The sequence below is a fragment of the Calyptranema fuscum S582 genome (assembly GCF_055793305.1).
Genome location: NZ_JBSLYH010000032.1, coordinates 1 through 15,520, shown reverse-complemented (window position 1 = coordinate 15,520; position 15,520 = coordinate 1). Strand labels below are relative to the sequence as shown.

General features: G+C 50.3%; 12 protein-coding genes. 4 read left to right on the top strand and 8 right to left on the bottom strand.

The features are described from left to right. Positions 1 to 4: 4 nt before the first annotated feature. The gene (locus ACR6Z4_RS20270) at positions 5 to 172 is read right to left on the bottom strand and encodes a hypothetical protein (RefSeq protein ID WP_479719133.1); all 168 of its coding nucleotides are present in this window, start codon (positions 170 to 172) and stop codon (positions 5 to 7) included. A gap of 864 nt (positions 173 to 1,036) precedes the next feature. On the opposite strand from ACR6Z4_RS20270, the gene ACR6Z4_RS20265 reads away from it, so the two are divergent. Further along, positions 1,037 to 3,079: an elongation factor G gene (locus ACR6Z4_RS20265; protein WP_479719132.1), complete on the top strand. Its 2,043-nt coding sequence runs from the start codon at positions 1,037 to 1,039 to the stop codon at positions 3,077 to 3,079. A gap of 252 nt (positions 3,080 to 3,331) precedes the next feature. Here ACR6Z4_RS20265 and ACR6Z4_RS20260 read toward each other — a convergent pair whose 3' ends face one another. Further along, positions 3,332 to 5,311, bottom strand: a complete 1,980-nt coding sequence (locus tag ACR6Z4_RS20260; protein WP_479719131.1) for an META domain-containing protein — start codon at positions 5,309 to 5,311, stop codon at positions 3,332 to 3,334. 170 nt (positions 5,312 to 5,481) lie between these two features. Here ACR6Z4_RS20260 and ACR6Z4_RS20255 point away from each other — a divergent pair, with 170 nt between their 5' ends. Continuing rightward, positions 5,482 to 5,685, top strand: a complete 204-nt coding sequence (locus ACR6Z4_RS20255; protein ID WP_479719130.1) for a hypothetical protein — start codon at positions 5,482 to 5,484, stop codon at positions 5,683 to 5,685. Positions 5,686 to 5,893: 208 nt separating this feature from the next. On the opposite strand, the gene ACR6Z4_RS20250 is transcribed toward ACR6Z4_RS20255, so the two are convergent. Together ACR6Z4_RS20250 and ACR6Z4_RS20245 are read right to left on the bottom strand one after the other, a co-directional pair. Continuing rightward, positions 5,894 to 7,216, bottom strand: coding sequence for an HhoA/HhoB/HtrA family serine endopeptidase (locus ACR6Z4_RS20250; protein WP_479719129.1), 1,323 nt, complete (start codon positions 7,214 to 7,216; stop codon positions 5,894 to 5,896). Between the two features lie 102 nt (positions 7,217 to 7,318). Beyond that, positions 7,319 to 7,771, bottom strand: a complete 453-nt coding sequence (locus ACR6Z4_RS20245) for a hypothetical protein (protein ID WP_479719128.1) — start codon at positions 7,769 to 7,771, stop codon at positions 7,319 to 7,321. 213 nt (positions 7,772 to 7,984) lie between these two features. Here ACR6Z4_RS20245 and ACR6Z4_RS20240 point away from each other — a divergent pair, with 213 nt between their 5' ends. Beyond that, on the top strand, positions 7,985 to 9,385 hold the full coding sequence (locus ACR6Z4_RS20240) for a serine/threonine protein kinase (protein WP_479719127.1): 1,401 nt from the start codon (positions 7,985 to 7,987) through the stop codon (positions 9,383 to 9,385). A gap of 275 nt (positions 9,386 to 9,660) precedes the next feature. Here ACR6Z4_RS20240 and ACR6Z4_RS20235 read toward each other — a convergent pair whose 3' ends face one another. Beyond that, complete coding sequence (locus tag ACR6Z4_RS20235) at positions 9,661 to 10,161, bottom strand: orange carotenoid protein N-terminal domain-containing protein (RefSeq protein WP_479719126.1); 501 nt, start codon at positions 10,159 to 10,161, stop codon at positions 9,661 to 9,663. A 267-nt stretch (positions 10,162 to 10,428) separates the two neighbouring features. On the opposite strand from ACR6Z4_RS20235, the gene ACR6Z4_RS20230 reads away from it, so the two are divergent. Then, positions 10,429 to 10,944, top strand: a complete 516-nt coding sequence (locus ACR6Z4_RS20230; RefSeq protein ID WP_479719125.1) for a nuclear transport factor 2 family protein — start codon at positions 10,429 to 10,431, stop codon at positions 10,942 to 10,944. 318 nt (positions 10,945 to 11,262) lie between these two features. On the opposite strand, the gene ACR6Z4_RS20225 is transcribed toward ACR6Z4_RS20230, so the two are convergent. The 3 genes from ACR6Z4_RS20225 to ACR6Z4_RS20215 are packed head-to-tail and all read right to left on the bottom strand — an operon-like array spanning position 11,263 to position 14,724. Then, positions 11,263 to 12,051, bottom strand: coding sequence for a peroxiredoxin-like family protein (locus ACR6Z4_RS20225; RefSeq protein WP_479719124.1), 789 nt, complete (start codon positions 12,049 to 12,051; stop codon positions 11,263 to 11,265). Between the two features lie 3 nt (positions 12,052 to 12,054). Then, positions 12,055 to 14,157 (bottom strand): peptidoglycan D,D-transpeptidase FtsI family protein, encoded by a 2,103-nt coding sequence (locus tag ACR6Z4_RS20220; protein ID WP_479719123.1) that lies wholly within the window; start codon positions 14,155 to 14,157, stop codon positions 12,055 to 12,057. 30 nt (positions 14,158 to 14,187) lie between these two features. Next, positions 14,188 to 14,724: a hypothetical protein gene (locus ACR6Z4_RS20215; RefSeq protein ID WP_479719122.1), complete on the bottom strand. Its 537-nt coding sequence runs from the start codon at positions 14,722 to 14,724 to the stop codon at positions 14,188 to 14,190. Between the last annotated feature and the right edge of the window lie 796 nt (positions 14,725 to 15,520).

Here is a 15,520-nt window from a genome sequence, read left to right as displayed (position 1 = left end):
CAGATTAGAGAATCAGAATAAAACTCTCGATAAAAATTAGACTGGCAATGGCAGCGCTACCCCTTAAACCATGGATGATGCGATCGAGTTGATTCGATTCACTCTGCACCCCTACCTTAGCAGGACTGTTTGAATTGGGTAAAGTTTCTGTGAAGCGGTCAGTTATACCCACCCGATTCTTTTATGTTCATTTAGCCGCTGTAATCTTTCTGATTCGGATGTCTGATGGATATTATGTCGGCGTCATCCAATCCTGTAGGGACTTAGCATTTGGTAAAAAATCCTCGGATCGCTCTCGAAAATTTTGACCCTCTTGTAGGGGCTTAGCATTTGGTAAAAAATCCTTGGATCGATCTCGAAAATCTTGACCCAAATGCTAAGCCCCCATATTTAGGGCAACACAAACGGAGTTAGAACTAACTATTTATTGTTGTCAGGGTCATAACGCCGCGATCGCAAAACTAAACGATTGGGGTTAATTGAAGCGACACGTCTCAGTAACAAAACCTGCTCAAATGTGTTTCATACTGTAACAAGAAATCAAAGAAACTTAGTGACATAAACTTTCCTTGCCAGAGATCGTTGTCGAGGGAAGGACACGGTACTCTAAAGTTAAGCCACTAGACAGAACTCATGTATGACTTCCATAAAAGTCAAATTGAGACTAGCGTTGCTAATGTTTTGCCTGGTGGCTCTTCTAGCAGTTAGGATTGCTTTTTAATCTCAGCAATCAGTGATTAGCCAACCATGATGAATCAGCTCTATCGCTATTTCATTCGCTGAATTCAGTTCAAATAACAGCGATCGCCCATTGATTTTGTCTCAGGAAATAGGGTGATTGCCTGACACAGGATCAGGCTGCAATTGCAGATTTTCTTCTAACCCTATGGGTTCTGCAAACCATGGGTATTTCAAACAGATGGCGATACCGGGTTGTTGATAGCTAGTTACTGATCGCTAATCGCTACTGGCGCATAGCAAATGGCTTAACGCTAATAGCAACTCATAGCTCAGTCTCAAAGGCGAGGAATGTTTTATGAACGAAAAAGTCTTATCTGGCTCACGAAACGTGGCGATTGTGGGTCCTTATCTCAGTGGCAAAACAACGCTGTTGGAAAGCATTTTGTCTGTCACCGCCGCCATCTCCCGCAAAGGTAAAGTAACCGAGCGCAACACAGTGGGAGATAGCTCGAATGAAGCCCGCGATCGCCAGATGGGTGTGGAAGTGAATGCCGCCAGTACTGAGTACGGCGGCATTCGTTTTACATTTGTAGATTGTCCCGGTTCCGTAGAATTTGCCCAAGAAACTTACAATGCTCTGGTGGGCGTCGATGCCGCTGTGGTCGTGTGCGAACCCGATAGCGCCCGTGTCCTTACGTTGGCTCCGCTGTTTCAATTTTTAGATGATTGGGAAATCCCCCACCTTGTGTTCATCAACAAGATGGATCGCGCCCACGACAACTTTGCCGATATTCTGCAAGCACTCAAGCAAGTTTCCAGTCGTCCTCTGGTGCTGCACCAATATCCCATTGGGCAAGGCGAACAGATCACTGGCTTTATTGACCTGGTGAATGAGCAAGCCTATCACTATCATCCCGGTGCGCCTGCCGACCCAGTTCCCCTCCCCGAAGAATTGCGTGAGGCAGAACATGCCGCGCGTGCCGAAATGCTGGAAACTCTGGCAGACTTTGACGATCACTTGTTAGAAGAGTTGCTGGAAGATATCAACCCACCCGAAGAAGAAATCCTGGCTGACTTGAAGATGGAACTTGGGGCAGACTTGATTGTGCCCGTCTTCATCGGTGTAGCCGATCAAGATTTTGGTGTGCGCCCGTTACTGAATGCGTTGCTGCGGGAAGCACCTGAACCTGAAATTACAACTGAACGGCGAGGCATTGCGTTAGATACAGACACACCGCTTGCCCAAGTTCTAAAAACGTACTACACCCCCCAGGGTGGCAAGATCTCCCTGGTTCGCGTTTGGCAGGGCACACTTACCGATGGTGTAATGCTGAATGGCGTGCGGGTTGGTGGATTGTATCAACTCATGGGACAACAGCAACAGAGCTTGAGTGAAGCGCAAGCCGGAAGCATTGTGGCACTGGGTCGGCTGGATGGCATTAAAACCGGAGATACGCTCAGCAACGATGCGCAACTGGTGGCATTGTTGCCCAAAGCAGAACATATCAATCCCGTGTTCGCGTTGGCGATCGCCCCTGAGAAGCGCAGTGATGAGGTGAAACTCAGCAGCGCTATGAGCAAATTGATGGAAGAAGATCCCTCGCTCTTTTGGGAGCAGCATGGCGATACCCATGAAGTGATTTTGTGGGGGCAGGGCGATATTCACCTGCAAGTTGCATTGGATCGGCTGCGGCGGAAATACAATCTGCCCATGAGCACCCACCTACCCCAAATTCCTTACAAAGAAACGATTCGCAAGACAGCCCCCAAAGTGCATGGTCGCTATAAGCACCAAACCGGCGGTCATGGACAATTTGGCGATGTCTATCTGGAAATCAAACCGCTGCCACGCGGGGAAGGGTTTAACTTCAGTGAAACGATTGTCGGGGGTGTTGTGCCTCGACAATATATTCCCGGTGTCGAGATGGGAGTGCGGGAATATCTGGTCACAGGTCCATTGGGTTTCCCGGTAGTCGATGTGGCAGTGACGCTGAAAGATGGCTCGTATCACTCGGTAGATAGTTCCGAACAAGCCTTCAGGCAAGCCGCTCGTCTGGCAATGCAGGAGGGGATGTTGCAATGCGAACCACAATTGTTAGAACCGATTTTGGCGATCGCCATTTCCGTTCCGACCGACTATACCTCCAGCGCTCTGCGGCTGGTGAGCGGTCGTCGAGGTCAGATCCTGGGGTATGATGCCAAACCCAACTGGCGCGGCTGGGATGAAGTGCAAGCCCAAATTCCTCAAGCTGAAATGCACGACCTGATCGTAGAATTGCGATCGCTCACCATGGGCGTTGGCTTTTTCCGCTGGCAGTTTGACCACCTCCAGGAAGTGCCTGAAAAGGTGATGGAACGGGTGCTGGCAAAGTCGAGTAATGGCAACGGCAAAGGCTAAAAGCCTTGATTCTAATTGAATGGGATAGGGCGTGGGCGAAGCCCACGCCCTATCCCATAATGACAAAGGCTAAAAGCCTTTAGTGCTTTGTCAACACTCCGGTGCAGATGGCTGCGGAATGTTAGACCTCCGAGGTTTTCAAACCTCGGAGGTCTTGAAGCACCGTTAGAAACTGGTGTTGGATGGTTCGTGCCCGTCGGGCACGAACCATCACTGTTTCACATCGGTGTGTTTCACATAAACGTGAACAGGCTATCTCGACTGCAATACAGAATCTGATGTAGTCGTCGCGGATGTGCGATCGGCAACAAAGGCTCTGCCCGTAATCCGGGTATTGGCTGCTACCGTCGGTTCTACCGAGGCATTGTCTGGATAGCGGCGTCCGGTATATTTCAAGACATGATAAGCGCCCTGAGACCCCCCACCCGATACATAGACAATCAAATCATTCCACCCCTGGGTGCGCTGTTCGCTCACCACAATGGGGTTACTAACACCCGTCAGTTCTGAAATCAAGCGATAGTCAGAGCCGCTGGGTTGGAAGATCAGAGCAGTGCATCCACCCGTGCCACAGGTATAAGAACCCACCAGATAGACAATCACTTCCCGCGTGTTATCGCCGTTTAGATCTACCTGATTGTAGAAATACCGCACGGCGCGCGAAACGGGTTCATCTGCCCCATACTGATACCCCGGCAGTTCGCGTAAGATGGCTCGTTCTAACGCTGCATTCGCTGTCGTTTCTGCCCGCACATATTGCACCTGGCTGACATCGATGCCGCTAACCACTGGCAAGGATTGCAACGAGCTGTCTGTTCCCGTACCCGGCGGTGTGGTCGTGCCCGATATAGTAATCAGATCTTCGCGCACCCATCCTTCTACAGAGGTGCTTGTCACCCGGATGTTGTACCAGAGGTTGCCATCACGTCCTCGGCTCGATCGCAATACTTGCACGCGATCGCCCACTTGACCATAATCAACAATTTCGGATTCGGTGGTGGGCTGAGAGCGGATGTTAATCAACGCATCTGGAGTAGACGCTCTTAAGACACCCGTCTGAGTCGTGGCAGGAGGCGGATTGTCGGTCGAGCCTACCGGCGTTTGGCTGACAATTTCAACCAGCGTTAACCGCGTTGCAGGCGCGCCCGCAGGCGGGTTAGTCACCCTGGTTTCTGATACCCGCAATTGGTAGGTGTACCCGGCTCTATAGGTAAACCCTTCAATCGTGCCGTAGAACACTGCCCATGGATCAGACGTGCGATCGCGAATTTGTAAACAATCTTGCTGCGTTCCCCCATAGCATCGCACCGTTTGGGGTGCCACGTAGATGACCCGTTCAGCACCGGGAGGGGGATTGTTTGTCGCTGGCAGACCCGAATTGAAGGTTAAAACGCCAGTCCCCTGACTGGTTCTATAAGCAATTTGGAGTTGACCGTTGCTGGCAATCTCGTAGGTCTGAGCGCTTTCTAAGGCATTAATAAACGCCGTTTCTTGCCGCATGATGTCTTCAGCGCAGCCTATCCGTGTTGCCGCAACTGTATCAACCGTTAAGCTAATGCCACTGGTGCGATAGGTCGAGCGATAGCGGTTACAGCTGGCAGACCCACTGACGCCATCACGGGTAAATTCAGCCGTAATCGGGCTGGTAGTAATTAACCGACTGGGCGCGCCTGTGCCCGTCCAGGTGGCGATCGTCCAGGTGGTTCCTTCCAGGCTGAGTTGTCGAGGGGCTTGCCGGAAGGTCAACCGACCCGGACCACGTCGGGTTCTATAAATAATTTCTAGTTCGCCTCTGCTGTTGATCTGATAACTTTGTGCGCCTTGTAAAGCTTCCAGATATCGGCTTTCTTGGCGACGCACTCGGCGCGTACAACGAGCGCTGGTGGTCGTGGTTGCCCGGTTCACCGTTAGACCCGCACCATTCACCTGATAAGACGAGCTGTAACGGTTGCAACTGGACGATCCGGTGATCGCACTGCCAACAAAATCAGCCGTAATTTCTGTATCGTCTACCAAACTATTGAGGGCATCCGGTCCTTCCCAGAAGGACAGTCTCCAGGATGTGCCATTGAGGCGATTGGTAGGAGTGGTTGAGGGGGTAGAGGGAGAGGATGTCTGTTTGACAGCGATCGCCACTGCATCAGATTCTCCGGCGTTAGCGATCGGTAGACCACCCACGAGATATGTTGCTAGCAATAACCCTGTAAGAGCTGCTTGATGTTTCCTGATCATGTTGAGAATTCTCCCCTTGACGGAGGCAGTGTTGGATGATTGACTGCTTTTCCTTTTTAGTAGCCAATATCCATCTTCCCAAGCAGATTAGCAAGTAGCGCAAAGCTTATTAAAGTTTTTCAAGTGTGCCAAGGCAAATTTTGTCTTAGCTGATGCTTAAATGCAGAACAATGCCTGATTCGTATGGAATAGAAGCAGTTTTGCCCATTTTTGTGTCTAGATGGCGATCGCTCAGTGTGGAGGACACCTTAGAACAGTTATCGGGACTGTCCTACGATCGCACTGGCAGATCGGGTCAAACTCTACTGATACTGACTGATACTGACGATTTCTGCTCGAATTCTACGTCTTTGGCGCTTAATCAACATTTATAGCCATTGAGTAGATGGTTAGGAGGATAGGGGGGTGGAGCTGCGCCCCAGCCAGGGATTCTACCCCTGCACCCCGTTCAACCAGCCTCTCGGCTGCTGGATCTAGGCTGACAGAGGAGATTAAACCTCCGAGGTTTTAGGGTTATGAAATTGGGTGTGAGTGCCGCGCAGAGCGCGGCGCTCACACCCAATTTCATAATTAAATTAAGCCCTAATTTTCTTGAGGTGTCGTTGGAAAAGCGCCGGGTTTCACCGACAGCGTCAACTCCTGACCATTGCGCTTAAGCGTAACCTGAAGATTGCTGCCCACCTGGCTAGCTTCGACGAGTTTTTGTAAATCATCGGCGGTGGCAATGTCTTGATTATTTACTTTCTCAATCACATCGCCCGATCGCATTCCCGCCTGTGCAGCAGGTGAATTGGGGATGACTCGCACGACTAAAACCCCATTGTCTTGATCGACGCTCAGACCACTATTGGGGTCGCCATTGATCTGTCGTTTCACTTCTGGGGTCAAAGTCACCATTTGCACGCCCAGATAGGCGTGTTCAACATTGCCATTGCTAGCCAATTGGTCGGCAATGCGCTGCACGGTGTTAATGGGAATGGCAAAGCCCAAGCCCTGTGCCCTTTGAATAATGGCAGTATTCATGCCAATGACTTGCCCCTCCGCATTGAGCAGGGGACCCCCAGAGTTGCCGGGGTTGATAGCCGCATCGGTTTGAATGAAATCTACCCGTTTATCGGGAACGCCAACCTGTCCGCTCGACCGACCCGTGGCACTAATAATTCCCACTGTCACAGTGCTATCCAGCCCTAAAGGATTACCAATAGCGATCGCCCATTCTCCTGGCTCGATCGCATCTGAATTGCTGATGGCAACGGTGGGTAACTGTGTCGCCTCGATTTTTACCACAGCAACATCGGTTACAGGGTCAGTTCCCATCACTCGCCCCTGGAACGTGCGCCCGTCTTGCAGCGTTACCTGCACCGTATCGGCACCATCTACCACATGGGCGTTGGTAATAATCCGTCCATCTGCTGTCGAAATGAAGCCCGACCCGACCCCCCGTTCAATCTGCTGGGAAGGTTGAGTCGGCGACGAAGGTACCTGATCGCCAAAAAATTGCCTAAAGAACGGGTCATTAAACACTTGGGGAGCCGAACGCGTCACCGTACGCGACGCATCGATGCGAACTACTGACGGTCCCACCCGTTTCACGACATCTTGCACAAAATTGGACGAGGACGAGGTTGGAATGGGCGGAACCGCAGCAGCAACGGGGGCGGGTGACATTGCAGGTTGTTCCACTGCAACGGGTGGAGGAGTTTGGGACGGCACAGAATTGCGGTGCCAGACAACGTATGACCCTGCCGTAGCAATTCCCGCGCCCATCAACACCAATGCCACTGACGTACCCGCCCGCTGAAGCAGTGAGGAGCGCGGTGATGGGGTGTGAGGTGTGAGAAACTCAGCCGACAGGGCGTCTGAATCAGAGGTGCGATCGCTGGTGTTGCGGTGATCTAATTGCATGGACAATACCTAAGCAAAACAATTCATGTACCGACTTGTTTTTAGCTTAGACAGTGAATTTGTCAACCTTATGACGCAGGCTTAACGGTTTTATGTCAGGTTCTAGGTCAATTGTTTCCGTAGACCACGTATCTGGCTGGCACGTCCGGCAAGGGTGATCTGGTTCGCCTCTACATGCACAAAAATCTTCCCGGATAGGTACTTGGCGATCGCCGATCGCTCATAAACTGAAATCTCTTCAACCTGTTCGTGAGACTGATAGCCTTTGTCGGATAACACCGTCTCGATTCGGGCAATCAGTTGCTGCTTTTGATTTTTATGGGTATACGGCAACGTTAATGTGGTGGTGCGGTTGGCATATGCCCCCAACAAGCCAGCTAGCAGCCCTGCCAATATCCCGGTTTGTTGGGGAACGCCACTATCAAACCCAATGTTTAATCCCTGCATGACAACCAGAGAGAAAATCAGCGCTGTGCTAGAAAAGTAATATAAAAACGTCGGCAGAAAGCCAGGACCGAACTGTGTTGCTGTTTCAGAGGTTGGTTTCTCAGACATTGCTTGCTTAGGTATTGCTTTCTCAGGCGTTGCTTTCTCAGACATGGCTTGTTTATAGCGCTTTGCGCCGGGATAGATTACGGGTTTTGTGAGAGAGCCACGCAGAGCGCGGCTCTCTCACAAAACGACTCCCACGTCACGCCATTGCGAATTTCGATAGATATTGCATAGACCGTAACCGGGCTAGATCAATCTATTATTCAACGAATTTCGATGGAACGCCAATCGCCAGATAATTTTGCCAACCTGGTTTTAAACGATCGCTACCAGATCCAACGACTGTTGGGCAAGCGGGCAGGGCGGCGAACTTTCTTAGCCCAAGATTTGCAAACCCAAACCCCGGTGGTTGTTAAAATTCTGTTGTTTAATGTCGATTTTGAATGGGATGACTTAAAACTCTTTGAACGCGAAGCCGAAACCCTACAATCGCTATGCCATCCATCTATTCCCCGCTATCTCGATCATTTTGAAGTCGATCAAGTAGAAGGCAAAGGGTTTGCTCTGGTGCAAACCTATATCGAGGCGCGATCGCTCGAAGATCACCTCAAAGCCGGACGTAGCTTCAGTCCTACCGAGGTCAAAGAATTGGCGATCGCCGTATTAGAAATTCTCACCTATCTGCATCATCGCCAACCACCCGTCATCCATCGCGACATTAAACCCAGCAATCTTCTGTTATCCAATCGTTCGGGGCATAGTATCGGACAGGTTTATTTAGTCGATTTTGGCTCTGTGCAAACCCTGGCAGCACGGGAAGGTGGCACCATCACGGTTGTGGGCACCTATGGCTATATGCCTCCCGAGCAGTTTGGTGGACGCGCCGTTCCGGCTTCTGATCTGTATAGTTTGGGAGCGACCCTGGTCTATCTAGTCACAGGTCAGCATCCTGCTGATTTGCCCCAGGCGGATTTACGAATTCAGTTTAAGCCATCGGTAAGCTTGAATCCCAGGTTCACTCGCTGGTTGCATCACCTGATCGAACCCAGTCTCGATCGACGGTTGACCTCAGCCCAAGACGCTTTAAACGAATTAGCAGAGCGATCGCTGCCTGTGCGATCGCCTGCCAACGCCCTCACCCCTCCAGTAGGCTGTAGGATATGGATAAGACAAACTAGGAATGAATTCAACGTCACCGTTCCCCCTGCTGGATTTACAACTGAAACCCTCCATGCAGCAGGCTTTGCCATTATTTGGAATGCCTCTCTCCTGGCGGGGATATTGAGTGCCCTACCTGGCAGCATCGTCTTTGCGCTTTTTTCCTTGCCCTTTTGGGGCATAGGAGCGGAGGCATTGCTGAACGTCTTAAAAGCCTTGTTTGTACGAACTCATTTAAGAATCAATTCCCAACACGTTGCTCTCTCCTATGCCATCAATACCATGGAATATAGTTTTCGGCGTCCTGTACAGCGACAGCACATCCACAAACTAATCTATACACCCTGCTCGTTCACCTGGTCTCAGAGTTTACGTCGTCACGTCGAAATCAAACCTCGCTTTATTCTCTGGGCCGGCACCGAAAAATATGAATTAGGCAGTCACCTCACCGATCTAGAACTGGACTGGCTGGCACAAGAACTCAGCAAGTGGCTCGATATACCGATTTCCAGAGAATAAAGAGTTGATTGGGACAAGGGTTGTATGAGAACCCGCGCTCCGCGCGGGTTCTCATACAACCTCCTGATTTAACCGTCTCAACGGTTACTACATAAGCCGTGGCTATCGTTAACCCTAAAATCCCGCATGACGAAGTAAAGGCATGAGATGAATAGAAGCCTTCAGCTTCCATTCACCTCATGCCCAGAACTAGCAACGTCTACAATTTGATGCCGACTTAAAACTCAAACAGGGTATAGGTGTCGGGAGCCTCGCTGCGCGAGGCTCTCCAGCTCTCATAAACCCGTTGCGCGATCGTGGGGCGCTGCCGATGGATCTACACCCATCGGGGCAACGATGTCTCTGAAAAGCGTGATCTGCTGATTAAACTCTAACTGTCTAATTTGGTTGAACACGCTTTGAGCCTGGTCGCTCAACTCATAATCGTCGGGAACTGGAATGACCATGCCGTTTTCCATTCCTGTTGCCAGGAGATACCAGAACAGCAACTTGGTGGTGTCGCTGAGTGCGCCATATTCTCGCGAAATCAGGCTGTTTTTGCGAGCCACCAGATCGCGCTGAACCTGCAATTGCTCTTCCTGAGACATACCTTTGACCTGCTCGAACAGCCCTTCTGCGACCGGAGCGGAGGCAGTGCTGGCTCCGGGTGCCGCAGGCGTGATCGACTCTCCCATTTCGGTATAAATGAACCAGAACAACGCGAGTTGTTGGTCAACCGTTAGATTTTGAAACGCCGTCACTAAAGTTGAATTTGATCCGGTGGTTGTAAATGTCACGCGTATTTCCTCAATTCATTCCCTGCAACTTAACAAATGTTTGCAAGTAAACAAACCATTCTGAAGATGGAACTACGCCACCTAACCAAAGGTAGATTACTAATTAAAACTGCTCCAGAAAATGAGCCAGAAATTTATTCTTTATATGTCGTCAGAGTTATTGATACCAATACTTTGGTTAGGTTTTAAATCTACCTAACGTAGCTGATTTTCTTTAATTAAAAGCAGTAGTGTAGGAGCAGTTATTTCTTACACAAGATGTTAATAATGGGTCAGTTTATTTCATCAGACACGCCATTTAATACGGCTGATTCTCAATCTGAATGTGCAGCCTTCAGCGAAGCAGAATCCTTCATTCCAACTCTGATTTCACGTTATTTTGACACGCTCAACACAGAGAATGCCCAAGCAACGGCGCAGCTATTTGCAGAGGATGGCGTGTTGTATCCTCCATTTGAGGCTGCTATTGTTGGGCGTGAGGCGATCGCCCATTATCTAGAAACTGAAGCTAAGGGATTACAGCTTTTTCCCAGGACATATGCCGTTGATGCCCAAGAAAACGATGCTTCAGAAGATGCCTCAGAAAAGGATGCTAACACCGTGCAGTATCGAGTTATGGGCAGCGTGCAAACGCCCCTTTTTAGCGTCAATGTCGGCTGGACGATCGAGATCAAAGGGACTGAGATTGCATCCGTTCGAGTCAAATTGCTGGCAGCTCTGGAAGAACTTCTCAAATTGAGACCAGAGGGACACAGCGCTATACGCATGGATGCAGAAGGGTAATGGGTTGAGGCACAACATGAAGCACCGTGTTGCACTACATTGTCCGCCCCCATCCTTCTAAAAGCATTGCCCACACACAGGGGTTAACCAATCTTTGAAGTTGCGCCAAACTAGAACCCCCTGTAGTCCCCCTTGGCAAGGGGGACAGCGACAGCCGGGGGTTGAATAAGACGCAGCTTCACATTAAATCGGTGTTACACTGCTGCACCCTTCCTATAAAAAGTGGGTAGTCCTAAAAAAATAATGATTTTTTGTGGCGCGGGCGTCGCCCGCGCCACAAAAAATCATGACATGAATACCACTAGCAAAAATGACAGACTACTGGCGGGGGACAGATACAAATTGAGCCAGAAATGACAGCGGATTGCTCATATCTTCTGCAAAGCCAAGAATGGCGCGATCGCGATGCTCATACAATACCTCGCCCTCGGCATTGAACAGGAACGTGGCTCCTCGCTGAGTCAGATACGCCGCATCGGGGACGTAGGTTTTCCAATGCCCCAATACTTCTGCCATATTGCGCAGTCGTAGCGTTGCCAGTTCAAACGGTCGTTGAAACCCTGTGCCCCCTGCCCAGCGGAAGAATGACCCTTTGATTGGTGGCAACGGCATGGCTCGAATCGTTTCTTCGTCATCAATTAGTTGAGGTGCCTGGCGATCGCCTCGATAGCCGCGAAACACTTCAGCCAACGTTCCAGGGCTACCGATCCCGGCACACATCAGCAAGAGATTAAACCCGGCATTTTGAGCCGGCGATAACCCCGGTAGCTTCAGGGATAACCCTGGATAGAGGTCGAGTTTTTGGTGCAGGGCAGCAGTGGGGTCTACCCAGAGGCGATCGGACGGGAACCCCGTATAGCTACAAAATTGCTCCCCAGAGGTGCGATCGCCAATGCCAATCGCCGCAACAGCGACACCCCCCGCTTGCAACCATTCGGCGTGGCGTTGTACCCACCAGGCATATTCCAGACTATCGAAATCGCCCAATTGGGGCAAAAGCAATACCAGTTGCAAAGCAGCCGACGCTCTACTGCTGACGATCGGCACCATTACGCCATCACTGACCCGCTGGCACAACGACTGGCTGAAGAGGGCATAAGAATTCATCAATCACCTGTTCGCATCGTCATAATAATAGTCATCCGCAGCCGCAGAGCCGTCGTCATAGAAGCCATCTCCTGTGTCTGAGGAGTCTTCCCAGTGTTGACCGTCTGCTTCTGCCGATTGTCCCTCATCGCTATTCTCGATATCTGTCATTTCGGGTTCAGGCTCGATGGGCAGTTGATTCAGTTGTTCTAAATTATGCTCAATCGGTTCAGAGGGCAAAATACGTTCCGCACCAATCAGTGCCTCCATCACCGCTTTGGCAACCGGAGCCGCAACAGTTGAACCGTAGGCATCATCCCCTTGAGGCTCATCGACCACCACCAATGTCACATAGCGCGGTGCATCCGCCGGGAGAATGCTGACAAAGCTGGTAATTCTTGCCCGATCCATGTAACCCCCATTCGGGTCGGCTTTTTGTGCCGTGCCCGTTTTACCGGCAATCTGATAGCCAGGGATTTGAGCCACTTTTCCAGTGCCATCTTGAACCACCGTCTCCATCATCTTGATGACTTTTTGGGTCGTCTCGATCGAGAAAATGGGACTCGGCATCGGCAGATTCGGTCGCCAGGCAACCGTTCCATTGCGCCCGACCAGACCCTCAACCACATGGGGCGTGACCAATCTACCCCCATTTGCCAGACTGGCATGGAGTTGCAAGAGTTTGACAGGGGTCAACGCAAAACCTTGCCCAAAGGCAGTGGTCGCTGGCTCAACCGGAGCCTCGGTAAACTGGTCAAAGTCTTTAAGTTGTCCGGTTGCTTCGGAGGGCAGATCAACTTCAGTGGGCTTGTCAATACCAATTTTTTCTAGCCAGTGATAATAAACATCGGGCTTCACCTGATGCATGATATGCACCATGCCGACGTTGCTAGAGTTTTGAATGATTTGAGTGACCGTCTGGTTGCCGCGTCCGCCTCTTTCTTGATAGTCAAAGTTTTTGATCGGCCAACCACCGACATAAATTTCACCCTCGTCGTAAAAGACATCATCGGGTGTCACCGCACCATCTTCCAGGGCGATCGCCACATTGATGGGTTTAAAGGTTGATCCCGGTTCATATAAATCGCTAACAGCCCAGTTACGAAAGAGTTTATAGTCTGCCTGGTTATAGCGATTGGCATCATAGGATGGTTCGCTAACCAGCACGCGGATGGAGCCGTCATTGACATCCATCACCATGACCGTCCCTCGTTTTGCCTGATAGCGTTCGAGCTGTTGTTTCAACTGCGATCGCGCCGATCGTTGCATCCGGCTATCAAGAGACAGTTGCAATTGCAGATCATCTCCCTGCAAGAAATCATCTGTCACCCGATCGGGCAAAAGGCTGCCGTCTCCCGTACGACTGACCTCAACATCTGCCACAGTCCGTTTGAGCTGGTCTTGCAGGGTCGATTCAATTCCCGCCTGCCCCTGCTGGTCAATATCGACATAGCCAAGGATATTCGCGAATAAATCTTGCTGCGGATAAAATCGCTGCTGATGCCCCACCAGTTCTAACCCACTGATCCCCAACGCTCGAATCCGGTTTGCAGCATTTTCGGGCAACGAGTATTCTACTTCCAGACCGGAATCGCCCGTACTAAACAGGGTAATCAGATCGGCAACGGGTCGATTGACCAGAGGCGCGATCGCCGCTGCAATTTCGTTAGATGTTTTTTCAAACAACACAGGGTGAGCATAGAGAGAAAAGGCAGGGCGATCGATCGCCAATACATTCCCCAGGCGATCAATAATCGGGCGACGCGGCACAAATGGTTTGAGGCTAACAACCTGTTGTTGCTGGGCTTGACGTTGGAGAAAGTCAGCATCAACTACTTGCAAGCGAAATAAATTAATCGCCAACCCCAGCAACGCAGCTAACAAAATCATCCAGACCAAGACCAGGCGAAACCGAGAGGGTTGCACTGGCACTCGACGACGGCGACTGGGCGGACGAGAACCCGGCGATCGCTGTCGTGATGCAAACCCAGTTGCCGATCCAGCGGTCGCTCCGGCATGAGTTTTACGCATCGCAGGCTGTCCTCGTCTATCCGATGATTTTCGTCGTCTTGCCTGGGCGATGGAGATCACACGATGAGAACCGGGGGGCGGAGGAGGACTGGGCATGATGGCAGCGCAAAATTTGTGGTCGCAACACTAGTATCCCATGGGCATCGTTAGGGGTGTGGGGGCGATGACTGACGTGGTGGGATCAGGACGCAGCGGGCGATCGGGTGCAGCTTGCAAGAAAATAGTGTTATTGGCATCAGGTAACACCAATCCGGCGTCTGGTGTTTCTGCCTGCTGAGCAATTTGATTTTTCAGGGCTTCATTGGCTTCCGTGAGTTGCCGCTGATTTTTTTGCAATTGCTCTAGATGGCTATATTCTCTACCCCAAAATGTTTGGGAATACACCGTCCAACTGTAGACCGCTAAAGCTCCAGACACCAGACAAAATGTGGCGATCGTTGATCCCCGTTGTGCCAAAACCAGTGCCTTAACCCAAGCAGGAGTGGTTTGCAGATTGGGTAGAACACTGACTGATTGGGAGCGATGGCGAGGCGATGACGGTAGAGACTGGTTCTGATGCTGCTTTTGATAACGCGATCGGTTGGTATTGGGTAACGAAGCGATGGGATTAGGATTTCTAGAGCGCATCAACTCTTGTCTAGATGGTTTGAGAATGGCAGTCATCACTTCACCCGCTTAAATGTAGTAGTACACAATTAAATTGTTGAAGAGGGGTCAAGAGGTTCATCATCCAGTTTAGGACTATAACCCTCAAACCCATATATTGCAAAATTTCAGCGCTGACAACACTAGCCCTGTATCCAGCAGATTCCGACAGTCTATGAGGCGGTGGAACCTGTGGCTGGGGGTGAAGCCCTCATCCCCCCTTTTATCTCATTAATATGAAATGCGCCGTATTTTAAGAACTTACTATTTAATCCCAATTGATTCAGTCTAAAAAATAAATTTGGACTAAAAATAAGTTGGACTAATCATTAAGTGAACGGGTTATGAGTTGGGGATCGGTGATTTAATAAATCCGCAGATCTATCGTCATTAGCCTGGCGTCGCCATGCTGTTGCACATACATCTTCGAGTTGTATTTGATCGGTCACCCTAACTAACCACAGTTAAACATAAAACCCCAAACCTCTGCGCCGCAAGCTGCGCAAGTAGCACAAAATTTGGAATCAGGCTTTTCATATTAATGTAAGGGCATTCTGGAAACCCAGGAATTCCTCCGATATTGCATCAAATCTGGAGTAAAGACAAGGGGCTGTCTGCCCTAATTAACTGTTAGATGTTGATGCAAGCCGATGAAGAATGCAGAGAACACAGTTTCGGTGTAGATGGTTCTCAAGTATAAGGTGGAACGGAGAAATGATCGCACTTTTATCAATTTTTCTGCAAATTTCTTCTATCTATAGCTCTACACAATCCAGTTAGGACATCAGGGGGGTGGGGGCGGTGCCCCCACGCA